This is a genomic window from Mucilaginibacter sp. Mucisp73 (assembly GCF_059491465.1).
In genome coordinates, this window is sequence record NZ_CP168507.1 from 4,472,328 (window position 1) to 4,487,490 (window position 15,163).

The 15,163-nt window shown below is 43.1% G+C and carries 14 protein-coding genes; 8 read left to right on the forward strand and 6 right to left on the reverse strand.

What is annotated here, in order from left to right:
- The first annotated feature begins 80 nt into the window (after positions 1–80).
- Both ACEN82_RS18445 and ACEN82_RS18450 read left to right on the forward strand, forming a co-directional pair.
- On the forward strand, positions 81–1,220 hold the full coding sequence (locus ACEN82_RS18445) for a cystathionine gamma-synthase (protein ID WP_354486778.1): 1,140 nt from the start codon (positions 81–83) through the stop codon (positions 1,218–1,220).
- An 88-nt stretch (positions 1,221–1,308) separates the two neighbouring features.
- On the forward strand, positions 1,309–2,103 hold the full coding sequence (locus ACEN82_RS18450) for a TIGR02757 family protein (RefSeq protein WP_413321640.1): 795 nt from the start codon (positions 1,309–1,311) through the stop codon (positions 2,101–2,103).
- A gap of 12 nt (positions 2,104–2,115) precedes the next feature.
- Here ACEN82_RS18450 and ACEN82_RS18455 read toward each other — a convergent pair whose 3' ends face one another.
- Positions 2,116–2,325, reverse strand: coding sequence for a hypothetical protein (locus ACEN82_RS18455; RefSeq protein ID WP_413321641.1), 210 nt, complete (start codon positions 2,323–2,325; stop codon positions 2,116–2,118).
- A gap of 167 nt (positions 2,326–2,492) precedes the next feature.
- Complete coding sequence (locus ACEN82_RS18460) at positions 2,493–3,551, reverse strand: nucleoid-associated protein (protein ID WP_413321642.1); 1,059 nt, start codon at positions 3,549–3,551, stop codon at positions 2,493–2,495.
- A 202-nt stretch (positions 3,552–3,753) separates the two neighbouring features.
- On the opposite strand from ACEN82_RS18460, the gene mnmE reads away from it, so the two are divergent.
- Entirely contained in the window at positions 3,754–5,217 is a 1,464-nt protein-coding gene (gene mnmE / locus ACEN82_RS18465; RefSeq protein WP_413321643.1) for a tRNA uridine-5-carboxymethylaminomethyl(34) synthesis GTPase MnmE, read from the forward strand.
- Between the two features lie 105 nt (positions 5,218–5,322).
- Here the strand turns inward: mnmE and ACEN82_RS18470 are convergent, their stop codons facing one another.
- The gene (locus tag ACEN82_RS18470) at positions 5,323–7,242 is read right to left on the reverse strand and encodes a LuxR family transcriptional regulator (protein WP_413321644.1); all 1,920 of its coding nucleotides are present in this window, start codon (positions 7,240–7,242) and stop codon (positions 5,323–5,325) included.
- A 231-nt stretch (positions 7,243–7,473) separates the two neighbouring features.
- On the opposite strand from ACEN82_RS18470, the gene ACEN82_RS18475 reads away from it, so the two are divergent.
- The 4 genes from ACEN82_RS18475 to ACEN82_RS18490 all read left to right on the forward strand — a co-directional run bounded on the left by ACEN82_RS18475 (position 7,474) and on the right by ACEN82_RS18490 (position 10,872).
- The gene (locus ACEN82_RS18475; protein WP_413321645.1) at positions 7,474–7,806 is read left to right on the forward strand and encodes a magnetosome magnetite crystal formation protein family; all 333 of its coding nucleotides are present in this window, start codon (positions 7,474–7,476) and stop codon (positions 7,804–7,806) included.
- 136 nt (positions 7,807–7,942) lie between these two features.
- A complete protein-coding gene (locus tag ACEN82_RS18480; RefSeq protein WP_413321646.1) occupies positions 7,943–8,434 on the forward strand; it encodes a hypothetical protein in 492 nt (163 codons plus the stop codon).
- 2 nt (positions 8,435–8,436) lie between these two features.
- Positions 8,437–9,873, forward strand: a complete 1,437-nt coding sequence (locus tag ACEN82_RS18485; RefSeq protein ID WP_413321647.1) for an ankyrin repeat domain-containing protein — start codon at positions 8,437–8,439, stop codon at positions 9,871–9,873.
- 21 nt (positions 9,874–9,894) lie between these two features.
- Positions 9,895–10,872 carry an ankyrin repeat domain-containing protein gene (locus ACEN82_RS18490; RefSeq protein ID WP_413321648.1) on the forward strand — a complete coding sequence of 326 codons (978 nt, stop codon included), beginning with the start codon at positions 9,895–9,897 and terminating at the stop codon, positions 10,870–10,872.
- Positions 10,873–10,957: 85 nt separating this feature from the next.
- Here ACEN82_RS18490 and ACEN82_RS18495 read toward each other — a convergent pair whose 3' ends face one another.
- Both ACEN82_RS18495 and ACEN82_RS18500 read right to left on the reverse strand, forming a co-directional pair.
- Complete coding sequence (locus tag ACEN82_RS18495; RefSeq protein ID WP_413321649.1) at positions 10,958–12,097, reverse strand: hypothetical protein; 1,140 nt, start codon at positions 12,095–12,097, stop codon at positions 10,958–10,960.
- 21 nt (positions 12,098–12,118) lie between these two features.
- Positions 12,119–13,012, reverse strand: a complete 894-nt coding sequence (locus ACEN82_RS18500; RefSeq protein WP_091172409.1) for a TssN family type VI secretion system protein — start codon at positions 13,010–13,012, stop codon at positions 12,119–12,121.
- Positions 13,013–13,125: 113 nt separating this feature from the next.
- Here ACEN82_RS18500 and ACEN82_RS18505 point away from each other — a divergent pair, with 113 nt between their 5' ends.
- Positions 13,126–14,061, forward strand: a complete 936-nt coding sequence (locus ACEN82_RS18505; RefSeq protein WP_413321650.1) for a type VI secretion system baseplate subunit TssG — start codon at positions 13,126–13,128, stop codon at positions 14,059–14,061.
- Between the two features lie 190 nt (positions 14,062–14,251).
- On the opposite strand, the gene ACEN82_RS18510 is transcribed toward ACEN82_RS18505, so the two are convergent.
- Positions 14,252–15,031, reverse strand: a complete 780-nt coding sequence (locus tag ACEN82_RS18510; RefSeq protein WP_413321651.1) for a DUF4350 domain-containing protein — start codon at positions 15,029–15,031, stop codon at positions 14,252–14,254.
- Positions 15,032–15,163 lie beyond the last annotated feature (132 nt).

Here is a 15,163-nt window from a genome sequence, read left to right on the forward strand (position 1 = left end):
AGGATATACGATGTAAAACAGGTTTCATGGTAGGGTATGAAACGCATTCCAAACACCCCCTTTAGGGGGCTGGGGGGCTTATGAAATTCGCAACTAAAGCAATACACGCAGGGCAGGAGCCCGATCCAACTACCGGCGCTATCATGACGCCAATATATCAAACATCAACCTACTGGCAAAAATCGCCGGGGGATAATAAGGGCTATGAGTACTCGCGTGGTACCAACCCTACCCGTAAGGCTTTGGAAGATTGTTTGGCTGCTTTGGAAAATGCAAAGTTTGGCTTGGCGTTTTCGAGCGGTATGGGTGCTACTGATGCGGTGATGAAACTGCTTGCGCCCGGCGATGAGGTTATTACCGGTAACGATCTTTACGGAGGCTCATACCGGATTTTTACCAAGATATTTGCTAACTACGGCATTAAGTTCCATTTTTTGGATCTGTCTGATCCGGAGCTTGTACGTGCCCATGTAAATGATAAAACCAAATTGGTTTGGATCGAAACGCCTACCAATCCTACTATGCGGATTGTAGATGTGGAAGCCATCGGTAAGATCACCAAAGAAAAGAATCTGCTTTTTGTGGTTGATAATACCTTTGCATCACCATACCTGCAAAATCCTATAGATCTGGGTGCTGATATTGTAATGCATTCGGTAACCAAATACATTGGCGGCCATAGTGATGTGGTGATGGGTGCATTGATGCTGAACGATGAAGAACTTTATAAAAAGCTTTGGTTCATTTACAACGCCTGCGGAGCCACTCCTGGACCGATGGATAGTTTCCTCGTTTTGAGAGGTATCAAAACCCTGCACCTGCGCATGAAAGCTCATTGCGAAAACGGCAGGCAGATAGCCGAGTTTTTGAAAGATCATCCAAAAGTTGAAAAGATCTATTGGCCGGGCTTTACCGATCATCCTAATCATGATATCGCCAAAAAACAAATGCGTGATTTTGGCGGTATGATCTCGATTGTATTGAAAGATGCCGATTTGCAGGAGACTTTCCGCATTGCATCGTCATTTAAGGTATTCTCGCTGGCCGAGTCATTAGGAGGAGTTGAATCATTGATCAACCACCCGGTAAGCATGACCCACGGCTCAATTCCTAAAGCCGAACGTGAAAAAGCAGGCGTAGTTGATAACCTGCTGCGCCTGAGCGTAGGTGTAGAAGATATAGAAGATTTGCTGGAGGATATTAAACAGGCTTTGAGTTAAGTTGCAGTAGCAGAAATTAGTAGCAGTTGTTTTTTAATTAGTTAATGCACAACTGCTACTGCTACTTGCAACTGCCACTAAAAAAATCATGACAGAAAATCTCAAAGCCTTCCTCGACGCTAAAGTTGCCCAATACAATCGCCCCGAATTTATTGAGAATGATCCGGTAACCATCCCGCACATGTTTAGCCAAAAGCAGGATATCGAGATCATGGGTTTTTGGGCTGCCACACTGGCCTGGGGACAACGGGTTACCATTATCAAAAAATGCAAAGAACTTATTACGTTGATGGATAGCGCGCCTTATGATTTCATCATCAATCATGAAGAGCCTGATCTGAAAAAGCTGTTAAAGTTCAAGCACCGCACTTTTAATGATGTGGATACTTTATATTTCATCGCTTTTTTTCGGCAGCATTATGAACGGTTTGAATCGTTGGAAGATGCGTTTATGCCCCCCGCCCCCCTAAAGAGGGAGGGAAAGGTTCAAGCGATTGAGGCTGCTTTAAATCATTTTCGCTCATACTTTTTTTCTTTGCCCGATTTTCCGCATCGTACTAAAAAGCATGTATCGTCGCCATCGCAAAAATCAACCTGCAAAAGGCTGAATATGTTTTTACGCTGGATGGTGCGGAAGGACGATAACGGCGTTGATTTTGGCATCTGGAACCGCATCAAACCTTCCGACCTGATCTGCCCGCTTGATTTACATGTTGACAGGGTATCACGCAAACTCAATCTTATCGCCCGAAAACAAACCGACTGGCAAACCGCCGTTGAACTGACCGAAAGACTCCGCGAGTTCGATCCTAACGATCCGGTTAAATATGATTTTGCCTTGTTTGGTTTGGGGATTGAAGAACGCTGGGGCGTGCAGTTTTAAAATATCAGCATTCTACTTACCCAAAACTACAATGCCTGGTTTAGGCGCATCAACAAGTTCTGTGCGTACCAATGTACCGTTATTGAAATAATAATAATGATATGATTGTGGTTTTGATTGTGCATCTGCAGAAGCTATTCGCCTGTAAACTGCATGTTGTGAGGTTTCTTCAACTAACTCCAGATTATACTTTTCCGAATTTTTAAATTCGCTTTCACTCATCCCAATAGTATAATGTTTTACACTACAACCGGAAAATATCAGTAGAATTGACAGAATAATGACCGTGTTTTTTAGAGCAGACATGTGACTTAGTTTATTTTTCTTGTGTTGCAGATATGACTCACGCGAGAAACAAAGGTTTATTCACTATCTGTTGTTTTTTGCCATTACGCCTCCTCCTTAAAATAAACCTTATAATAATTCATCGCTCTCTCATCGTCAAAACCTTTCTCAATCAGTTCTTTATCGCCGTGAATATAAATATGGAAGTTTTTATCAAGCTTTAAAACGCTTTTGTAAACACGGGCCTGCTTCTTTACAGCATTTTCTGATATAATAAAATTATCGGCAATAGGGCTGTCAAATTCCTGCTCGTACTGGTTTTTGAAAGTTTTGAATGATTCAATGGCCTGTTCGTTGCCGATCACTTCATTCGAAAACTCCTCCATATCAAAGGTTTCCTTCTCTTTAAAATACTTCATGGAGCGGTTCAGCAGGTCTATCTTGTCGGCCTTGCTCATCTCAAATTCTTCATCGATTTTTTCGGTGATGAAGTTTTTGTAAATGCCTAAGGTATTGTTGGTTTGGTTGAAACTGTCATTGCGGATCTTCAACTGCAAAAAATCGTCCTTCCAGAAACGGGCGGCTTCCTGCCCACCGTTGGTTTTATCCACTACCACTACTTTGTAGCCGTTTTCTTTTTCGATATTGAAGATGAGTACACCCTTATCCAGTTTATTAATGTTGATGGCGTCCTGCTCATAGTCAACCTGGAAACCGCCTTTGTCCGGGTAAACTTTAAGGTAAGTTTCCTTGTTTTCCGACTTGAAGATCCCGATGGCATCCAGTGGGTTGCCTTCAATTTGCACTTTATTAAAGTAAACCACATAAAGCTCGCCGCCTTTAATGTTAGGGTGATTGGTAACCTTGTACAAATGCTTCGCTATTTTCTCAGATGCCTCATGAAACTTAGTGTTGTCTTCAAATACCTGTGTGGCAAAGTGGTGCAGTTCGTTTAGTTCCAAGTCGCCACTGCTGTGCATCAGGTGATAAACCTCGTTAGCCTTTTCAAAAGGTTTCAGAAAATACTGCATAAGCAGGTTGGGAATAATCTCATCCTTCAATTCTAACGGCTGTTCGGAAAGGGCATACATCTCTTCCTGCGACTGATTGCCCACATGATGTACCGAAATAGTTTCGAGCGAAGCTTCAAAAAAAGTTACCATAGTTGCCTGCGAAGGTAAAGATTTTAGTTAATGGTTCATGGATCATAGTTCATGGTGTGCCTGCGTTTTTCATGTTCAAGTCATATGGAGATGGATTAGAAGGAGTAGGTGAGAAAAATCACCACGAAATAACGACCTTTGCACTTTGGTAATTAGGCGGGCTTCGGCTATGATCTATGAACCATTAACTATCAACTAAAAAATGACAGATAATACCGATACCATAGTTGCCCTTGCCACACCAAACGGCGTGGGCGCCATTGCTGTGATCCGCCTTTCGGGCCCTGATGCCATAAACATAGCCAACAGTGTATTTAAAGGCAAAGACCTGAGCAAACAGGCATCACATACCATTCATTTCGGCAGTATTGCTGATGGCGATTTGATTTTGGACGAGGTACTGGTATCGTTGTTTGTTGGTCCGCGGTCATACACCCGCGAAAATGTGGTTGAGATTTCATGCCATGCTTCGGGTTATATTATCGAAAGTATCATTAAGCTGTTCATCAAAAAAGGGGCACGGTCGGCCAAACCCGGTGAATTTACCCTAAGGGCATTCCTGAATGGTCAGCTCGACCTGAGCCAGGCCGAGGCTGTTGCCGACCTGATCGCCTCCAACTCTAAAGCATCGCAGCAAGTGGCCCTGCAACAACTTCGCGGAGGTTTCAGCACTCAATTACAGGCCCTGCGCGAGCAACTGGTAAACTTTGCTTCGCTAATTGAATTGGAACTCGATTTTGCTGAGGAAGATGTAGAGTTTGCCAACCGCGACCAACTGAAACAGTTGATCCACGAGATTACCAAAATCGTTGGCCGGTTAATTAATTCATTTGAGTTGGGTAATGCCATTAAAAATGGTGTAAACACGGTAATAGCAGGCAGGCCAAATGCGGGCAAATCAACCCTGCTGAACGCCCTGCTTAATGAAGAGCGTGCCATAGTGAGCCACATCCCCGGAACCACAAGAGACACGATTGAAGAGGTGCTGAATATCCAGGGCATCAATTTCAGGCTGATTGATACTGCAGGGATCCGGGAAGCTACCGATGCCATTGAACAGATAGGCGTACAGCGCACCATGGAAAAGATCAGCCAGTCGGCCCTGTTGGTTTACGTTTTTGACGCCGCTAAAATTACTATTGAAGAACTGAATAGTGATATCGCCAGCCTGCAAAAACCCGGGGTTACCATGTTAGTGGTAGCCAATAAGGCAGATTTGTTAAATAAGTCAGAAAGTCAGCAAGTCGAAAAGTCCGAAAGAAGCTTCGCTGATTTATTCGATAATGCTTACGGTTTCGGGGAACGAGGTTTATTCACTTCTCAATCCCCTGACTTTCGGACTTTCGGACTTCCGGACATAATTTTTATCTCCGCCAAAGAAAAACATCATATTGACGAATTGAAACACAAGATCTACTCGTCTGCCGTAAAAGACCAGCTAAGTGGCGATGAAACGCTGGTAACCAATATCCGCCACCTCGAAGCCTTACAAAAAACTGAAGAAGCCCTTGTACGGGTACTGGGTGGTATTGGTGGCAGCATAACTTCCGATTTTTTGTCGATGGATATTAAACAGGCGCTTCACTATCTCGGTGAGATCACCGGCGTTGTTACCACAGATGATTTGCTGGAAAATATATTTAGCAAGTTTTGTATCGGAAAGTAATTACGCAAATTGACAAATGTTTACTATTTAAACATTTAATTCATAAATAAGGTATTATTTCTCTTTGCTAATATTGAGGGCGTTCATTTTCACTTCTACTTTACGCTAACCAACCCTGCCGATAAATTGGTCAAGATCGTCGTCCTTAGCTAATTTAAGTTTTTGTTTAAGCCTGTACCTGGCCATGCGGATACTTTTTGGCTCAACGCCAAGGCGGTTAGCTATTTCCTTGGTATCAAGCCCCATTAAAATATATGAGCAATATTTTAGGTCGAGGCGGGTAAGGCTGTTTTCGGCCTGTTGCTGCAGGGCATTGAAAAAACCGGGATGACTTTGGCTTACGACCTGCTGCTCATCAATACTTTTATCCATTCGCAGGTTTTGGTTAATGATGCGGCCCATCTGCCTGGCTACAGCCGGCGAATCGGCTTTACGCGATTTTTCTTTTAACAACTCGAGTATAGCGTTCTTCTCTTCAATCTTCAATGAACCGGCCAGTAACTCTTTTTCCAGCCATTCGGTTCGGTCTTGTAACAGCTCCTGCTGGGCCTTTGCATGGGCATGTTCTTTTTCGCGCAGGGAAATCTGCAGTTCGGCTTCCTGTTTCTCGAGCATTAAGCGCTGGGCTTCGGCTTGTTGTAATTGTGCCAAAAGCTTTATTTCTTCTTTCTCCTGTTCGGTAAGCTTTTTCTGCTGCTGTGATGCTTTTAGTTTGTAATGGTAAGAGCTTAACAACAGCCCGAGTAAAATAATACTTGCCGACCCGACAGCTACATAAAGCCAGTTGAGTTGCTTATTAAAATCGGCGCGTTCGCGCAGGCGGGCAATCTCATTTTCTTTAAGTACAGATTGATATTCCTCTTCCAGTTGCTGAACGGTAGTCAGTTTCTGGCTGTCAAATACCTTGCTGTAGTAGTCGATATATTTTTTGTAATAATCGAGCGCTTTGGCCTTGTCGCCGCTTTTTTCGGCTACGTTTGCAAGTCCTAACATTAACCGCGACCGTGTGATAGCGACGCCGGGGGCAGAATCCTTTAATTCGGATATCCCTGTGAGCAGGTACTGTTCTGCCTTTTTGGGCGACCCTTCGCGCAGCGCATATTCGCTTAATATGCCGTAGCAATTGGCAATAATTTCCTTACCATTGGTGCGTCTGGCAATATCAAGTGCCATGTTAACATAGCTATAAGCGCTGTCTTTATAAGCGGGAGGATAGTATTTGAAATAACTGTTTGCGATATTAAGGGCCGTTGCCGAAGCATTACTTTGCAAAAGTATTTTTTCCGTATTATGCCGGTAGGTGGCTAACGCAATCCGGTAATATACCATTGACGAATCAAGCAGCGCACGTCTGGACCTATTCTTTTCAAATGCGGAGAAAAAACTGTGGCCCAGCGTCATGTAACCTAATAATAAATCATCCGGATACAAGCTTTGCTTAGCCGCCGAAAGGCAATCGTACGCGTATTTGCGTTGTTTAAGAGTATCGCTGCCATAAGCGTAAATACTGGCGATGTAATGGTTGATGAGCGTTTTATAGCTAAATGCGCGCCGACCGTCGGCGTATTGTATTAGTTGTTCGGCTTTCAGCAAACCTGACATGGCCTTTTCATTATTTCCTTTTACCAGTTCCAGCCAGCCTTTGCGCAGCCAGGCAAAAGAAACCAGCACGTTATTTTTTGATTTTACGGCAATCTGTACCGCGCTGTCAATAAAAAGGGAAGCCCGGTGTTGCTGGTTTTTCTGCATTAGCAAATACCCCATGGTAGCATAACAAAAAGCGGTTGCACCAGCATCGGCGTTCTCTTTTGCCATGGTTAGGGCCTTGCCTGCGTTTGCTACGGACGCATCAATGTTTTTTTCAACGGTGGCCCGGGCAAGTTCGGCCATTACAACCGGTTTTTCGTGGTTACCGGCAGTTTTTAAAACTTGCTGTAAAGAATCAGTTACGAGTGATTGGGCCTGGGCTATGGTTGTGTATGATACTAAAAAAAAGGAGGTTATTGCGGCGACTTTATTCTTCAAAGGCATATAAAAGGTATTATTTCTTGCTTTAGGTATTACCCGGATATTAAGCTGATAATTAATTATCAGCATTATAACACAGAAGTTTAAGTAATTGTTGTAGATGATTTGTAGACGCTGTCAATCAAGATTGTAGACGGCTTGTAGTCGCCGTTTTTTTTGAGTGAGGGTATATGGGCAGCTAATTTTGGGTCACATCATTTATCGTTTAACCTTAAAAAACAAAAAGTTATGACAAACAAAAGCATGTCCATTGTGGCTTACATCACTATTATTGGTTGGATCGTATCTTATCTTGAATATAAAAAGCGCGCTGATAAAAGTCCTTTGGTTAATTATCACCTTGGGCAGTCGCTCGGCCTCATTATTTTATCAGTCATCCTGGGAGTTGCTCTCGCGGCATTGGCATCTATTATCCCGGCCCTTTCGGTTGTATCGCTGGTTATCAGTGCCCTTACGTTTGTATTGCTGCTGCTGGGTATTATAACCGCCAATAATGAGGCTATTAAACCCTTGCCGGTGGTGGGTAAATTGTTTGAGGGCAAATTTGATTTCTCCAAATAATTCTCATACAAAGGCAAGCAAACGGCGATGTCCGGAAAGCCATTTTTACCTTTTACCTGTCACTATATTTTAATTAACGAACCCGGACCGCCAACAAATGTCGGCTATCCGGGTTTAAATCAATTCAACAGGCTTTATGCTGCTACAATCATCACAGGTGCCTCCGGAGGGTGCTGAAGAGCTTTTAATTATTAACCTGATTTACCAGGGTCGTTACGCCGAAGCATACCTGCTTTTAAAAACGGAAACGCCCCAGCGGCCGGCAGGTATGTTTAACCTGGCTTTATGTTTTTACTGGCTTGGCAGCTATCGTGAAACACTGGTATGCCTTGATAAGGCCCGGATGTTAATGCCGATTGATCAGGGCGGGATAAGGCTTAACAGCGATAATTTTTACAAAGCCATCAGGGAAAAGCAAAAACTTGCAGATGAATACAAACTGCCCATTACGTCGAAATATATTGCTTTGTTTGGTGAGTTGGCGAAGGATAATATAACGCGGCTTAAAACAGATTGCTGGCTGCAGCTTGAAGTATATCAAAAGGTTATTGAGATTGCTACCCCCATTGCGCACAAAAATTATAAAAACATTGACGATGCGTTGCAGATAGCCAAAGAACGAATTTAAATATGACAAACGAATTTAACCAGATCAGGGATGCCTATCATCGCAACATGTTTAATCCGGCGCCCAATGCCATTGATGTGATGGGCATGTATCAGAATTTAACTGATATTCATATGGTAAATGAGCAGGAAGAAAACCTGTTCCACCTTGCAGCCCGTTTTACCGATCCGGAAGCCATCCGGTTTTTAGCAGGTGCGGGTTTGAAACCCACGGCCGACAAATACGGCAACACGGCTTTGCACGCACTCACTGGCACCAGGTTTGATTTGCAGGGTACTTCATCTGAGGATAAGGCGAAGAAAATATTTGATACCGCCACTGCGCTGCTGGAACTCGGTATCAACCCTAAAAAGAAAAACGATTCGGGCAAGTTAGCCTATTTTGAGGCCGGCCAGTTGTATATGTACCCTTTTATCGAGGCTATGGGCAATGCCGGCGTAAAGATGGATGCAACGGAATCGGAAGGAAAAAATCTTTTACATATTATTTGTGATAAACTCGTCCACCGCAAAACCATACCCGGAGCCATAGATACAGCAACGAAAACTGTAAAGATATTAATGGAAAAAAGCGGTATTGATACAGAGGATAAAGACATATTTGATACAACTCCGCTTACTTACGCGCAGCGCAGCGGGGTAAAGGAAATAGCTGCACTGCTATCGGGCGATGAAACCGACATAGCTACCGGAGGGATGAGCATTCATGAAGCTGTATTGAACCGTGATTTCACAGCCGTGGAAGCACTTATCAAAGCCGGTGCAGACCTGGATGATTTTTCTGATCAGTACAAGCGCACGCCTTTAATGCTCGCCTGCGAGTATCCCTCAGAGCCAATGGTCCGTTTACTGGCCGAAGGTGGCGGAGATGTGAATTTCAGGACAGGTAATGGTGATACCGCTGTTTTTATACTGCTTACCAGGGCTATGAGCAATTTTGGAAGGGGCATGAGCCGCGACCTGAAAGATATTGTGAAAATGCTGCGCATATTGATCAGACACGGACTTGATCTTGACGCAGCGGTAAATAACGATGGTGATACTGCTTTAAACATAGTATGCCAGGCTGGTTACCTGGCCGATTTAAATATTGTACTGGCAGAAGAATTAGTTGAGGCAGGCTGCGATATCAATAAACCTAACGTTTGGGGCAAAACACCACTGATGAGTTTTGCACAAAAAGGCAATGAAATTAAATACAGTATTGCCGAACTGCTGCTTGACAATAACGCCGATACTACCTACGCCGATAAAACCGGTAACACCGCATTGATGTACGCTGCTGCAAATGGTGATAAAATGTCGGGCAAAAAGATAGTTTCGTTGTTGTTGGATAAAGACAGATCGACGGTTGAAAATGTAAATAATGCGGGGCAAACAGCTGCTGATGTAGCAGTTCAGCATAATAACGAAAGCGTTGTTAAACTGATGCTTGCATAGCCGGTAATAAAATAGACACCTATGGATAATATGTTTTTAAACGCGTGTAAAAACGCACAAAAAGGGATAGTACAAACATTCCTGAAAAAGGGAGGGATTAATATTGACAAACGCGATAGCCTGGGCAATACGCCATTATATTATGTATGCTTAAAAAGTGCAAAGGATATTGCTAAAATGCTTATAGATGCCGGCGCCGATGTTAACCTGGGCAATAACCTAAGCGAAACACCCCTGCATTGTGCATCGCGCAGCGGCAGTAAAGACCTGATTAAATTATTAACTGATGCCGGTGCCGATGTGAATGCCGGTAATAACCATGGGCAAACACCTCTTTTTTATGCCGTACTTGCGGGTAAAACAGAAACCTCGCTTTACCTGATCTCATTAGGTGCCGATATCGCCGTTAAAGACAATGCCGGTTACAGTTTGCTCGATCATGCTACTGCCAATGGTATGCGCGACCTGGTTGCAAAATTGTCGGCCGGTGAAACCGCGCAAAGAGATGACAACGGCAACACGCCGCTTCACCAGGCGGTTTACAATAATCATAGTGAGACGATAAGCGCCTTGCTCAAGTCGGGCATATGGGATGTAAACGGATTAAATAACGACGGCGTTAGTCCGCTGATATTTGCAGTTAATAACTCCAATATACACGTAGCCGGACTGTTGATTAAAAATGGCGCCGATGTTAACCTACATGTACAGAATGGTAATTCGGCACTGCACTACGCGGCGGGTATGGGCAACTATCATCTTGGCAAAATGTTGCTTGAGGCAGGGGCCGAGATCAACTCGCGCAACAGCTTTAGCGAAACTCCGCTTATCCTGGCAGCACAGTGCGGATTTAATGATTTTACAGCTTTTTTAATAGAAAACAACGCTGATGTAAACGCTGTAGATAATAACGGCCGGCACGCTATGGATTTTGCCAGTGAGCGCGGTTATACCGAAATACTGGAACAACTGTTAATGGCGGGTGCCGAAAGTCGGTAATAAAACAATACTGGTTTATGATGAGTGCCTGCCGCAATATATGGAAACGGCAGGTATTTATTTTATTGAAACCTTTTAACCATACTTAATCAAGCAATGTCCAGGTACGTTTAGTTTGAATGGTTTGTATGGCTTGCTGCTCGGCAACTACAATGTTCTCTTTGCGTTGGCCTATGTATTCTAATGTACTAAGCTTATTCCACAGGGCAACAATTACCCGCATAAATTCATCAATCGCTGTCATTGACGAGTTTATCTCATGATGATTATAAACTATTTCGATCAAACGAGCTAAAAGCTCTTCAAAATTGCCGGGTGTTACATCTTTCCATTCATAAAAATATTTAAGCAATTCTTCCCGTTCGGCTCCCGGCATGCTTTTAACGGTACTGAAAAACAGATGTGCCATTTCTGAAAAGCAGGAAACCAGTTGGATAGGCGGCTGAAGATAGATCAGATTTCGGTATGAAAAATAGATCCTCGCGATATAATCAAGCATTTTATCGCACAGCACCTTTACATTTTTACCAATAGTAGATACCGAATCTTTTGAGGTGATCTTGTCAATAATACGGAACGAAAGCAGCTGAAGGTTGTTGATCTGTGCCCCAAAGTTTTCATAATAGGTCATCAGGCCGGCATGGCTTATCAGCGCGGTACATGGCGGGATATAACTTACATTGGCCTGAAAGGTGCTTCCGCTTCGTACAAATTTACCAACCTCCATAAAATGCGCCCCCATGCTGTTCAGTTGTGACGCCGGCAAAATAGTGATACCGTAATGTTTGCTGATATCGGGATAGCGGATGGGCTGTTCTTCCGGGTCGGGTGTGCCTGAGGGTACACGTTCAAAGGGGTTTACGGTAAGCAGCACATAATAGGTTTCTGATGCTTCATTGATAGTTTCCTGGCCAAAGTAATGACTAAATGTTAGCGGTTGTTCGGCACGGCTAATATCAATCCTGAAACCTTCGGCGGTGATGGCGTTACACTGGTTTAAAGTTACCTGCACCTGGCCTGATGCCCGTTCGGTGATCTGGATATCCAGCGATGAGCTTTGCCCTTGTGCGGGTGGAAGCAGCCCGAAATTATTATTGTTGAGCGGCAGCGAATTGGCATCGCGTACTATATCATGAATAAAATTATCAGTATTAACAAAATGTGCGCTGGAAATTTTCATTCCATCTATCCAGTTCACAGGTTTATGTTTTAATGGGCTGATCATGTTTTTTTGTTTTAATAAAGTTTACAGGTAAATGGCCTGATCACCGGTGCGGGCGGGTTCACTTACCACTTCCGATACACGTTTGGCAAATATGGTTACCGATTCGGTTATCCGGTTTTCTGTAATATTAAGGTCCGGGTCGATAAAGTGGCGTTGCTTAAAAAACGACGGCTTAATATAAAAGATCCACTTATAGCTTTCATTATTATTAAGCTTGTACTGCACCGTTGATTTTGGAAATTTAAGATTATAATCATCAATAAACTTTTGAAACCACTGACCAAAGTTCATATTTGGCGGTGCTTTGGCCTTTACTTTAAGCGGTTCAGGATCGTCGGTGTTTTTATACAGATCAAGCTCGAGCACCATCAGCCTGTCAAAATCCAGGTGTTCCATACTGATCTCTTCAGGCGTACGGGGATATTGCCAAACCTTGTAAATTTCGAGCGGGATGCTTAAAAAAGCGATGTACCCCCACCAAAAAACCGGCGGTAATAAAAATATCAGGATGCTGGTTGAGGCCCACAGGCCATATTGCATATCATTAAGCCAGTTAAATGCCAGCTTGAAAAGAAACATCCCCAGCAAGCATGATATTAAAGAAGCCACGAGGAAAAACCATTTTTTATCAAGAAACTGATCTTCATGGTATTTGCCTGCAAGCCAGGTGTAAAATACACCCATACCTAAATATATCAGTTGGCAAAATAAGTACCCCCACGGCATAAACTGCATACCTAAAAAGCCCAAAAAACCCGGAACTCCCAATATAACAGCCGTTAAAAGTAAAGTGATGATAAGGCGCCTGTTGCTTAGGTATTTGTTTTTCTTGTTCACCACCGACATGATCAGCGCGGCAATGAAGAACAGGACAGGAGCTATCAGATAACTTATAAAAAACGATTTAAGGTTCATGAGTATTAAATATGTAGGCCGGGCAGCTATCTTATATAAATTTCAATTTAGTATAATCAATTACCGATAATATTGGTTATTGTTTTGGATAGCATCAATTATTTAAATCACAAATGAGAATAAAAAAGCCTAATCAAATTGATACCGACTTTAAAGCGGCAGCTATAGCGGCAGAAATTATTGAAAATGAAATGGTTAGTGCTGGTGATGTAATAATACTGCCCAAAGGCCCTAAAAAGCGTGCCTATGATAAGGAGATAGCAGGCATAACGGCTGATAAAAAAACTGAAAGTAAAAAACCGGTAACCACCATTTGGGTTAACCGCGATGGGTTTTATGATATGCTGCCCGAGGGATTGTTTCACCGGCCGCCGGCTTCGAGTGTGATGATCACCGAGGAGGATATGATCAAAGATATTAAAGCCCGCCGCGAAGAAGAAAAACAAACCCGCCGCTTTTTTGCCCCATTTGAGGCCGAGCTTAACTATTTCAGAACACTGGTCGAACTTTATGAAAACCGGCTCGACAAAAAAAATGAATACGATGAGCTGATAAATATATTCTTAAAGGAATGGCAGGAGTTTGAGTGTTTTACAAAAAAGCAGATGCTTATTTTGATACATGTTTTACCTGTAATACATGAGCAGCGCAATAATATAAATTTTGTAAGCAGTATCATTAATATGATGTTCGATGTACCTTTATCATTGCATTACAAAACGATGTACCCGAAGCAAAAAAACAATACCATTATAAATGGCGGAACAGCCCTTGGCGCCGGTACTTTAGGCATAAACTTTATTGCCGGGCAGGTTATTGAGGCCGAGCGAAAATTAATCATGAACATAGGCCCCGTGAGCGCCACCCGGATGCTGGAGTTTTTGCCCGGCACATCTGCTGCAAAAGCTATTGATGTATTATTATCCTACTTTATACCTTTAGGCACCGAAGTGCAATTTAACCTTCTTGCCGATCCTGCCTCGCAAAAATTGGTTATAGGCGAGGCAGGGGCCAATGCTACGCTTGGCTATACTACTTATTTAGGGTGATGATGATGCCAATCTCAATTTTATGTCCCGGAGTATGTACGCGTCTTTTTCACAAAATAAAAATTGTCATTTAGATATAGCAGGGAAGGAACAAGCATAGGGTGAAAGTGAAATCTTCTACACCCCCACAATGCAGACGTACAACACATTTCTCACTCGTTCTTCGTTTCGAAATGACTTTCATATATAGTTACTTCTTAGCCTGCTTCAACAGCCAGTGGGCAACATCATTCACTGCTTTATCATTCTCATATCCGGCAGGCAGCCTGCCGTTCACATATTCATTGTAAAGCCATGGATCGCCAACAGCTATTACCGTGCCCTTACCATACTTGGCAGATGCTATGATCGTAGCACCATCTTTGTTTTTAAGCACAGGTACGGCAGTCCCGGCTAAACCTATTGAACAGGCATCTTTCATAAAAACTTTAGTGGCTGTTTTCAATACCGGATTGTTTTTTACGTAGACAGCACCATCTTCAAAATGAGCATCATCAATTACATGGTTTTGCAGATCGTTATTGAAATGCATCCCGAATTTTGCAGCAAGATTATTGAAATGAGGCAGCTCCACATTAACGCTGTCGTTAGCCATCATCAGCAGCACACCACCTTTTTTTACCCAGGCAGCAATTTGCTCAATATCATCTTCCTGGATATAGTTTGGGTTCGGGCTCTCCTTTTTAGTATCAGGGTCAACAATGATATAAACAGATGAACCTTTCAGGTTTTCCAATGTCGGCGCTGTGCCAAGGGTATCCAGCTTAGCGCCGCGGCTTGTAAAAGCCTCGCCAAAAATCTTGAAACCGTTATTATCCGCTTCATCCCACAGGTAATGGAACCGCTCCGACTGCCCGTTGGCACCTTTATGTACCTCATGGTTAAAATAATAATCGAGCGTTACAGTTTGACCGCTTGCGGCAAAGCCGGCAAGGGAGAACAGGGTTATAAGGGATAATCTTAGTTTCATAGTAGCTTTATTATTTGGTTAGCCTGTGGTAGGTGTTATCACCATACATTTTAACTTTTCAGTCTATTTTCCAGGTGTTCAATTTTTTTAGGTGTAAACACTTTCGCTTGTTTTCAAAAAAAACAACACTGA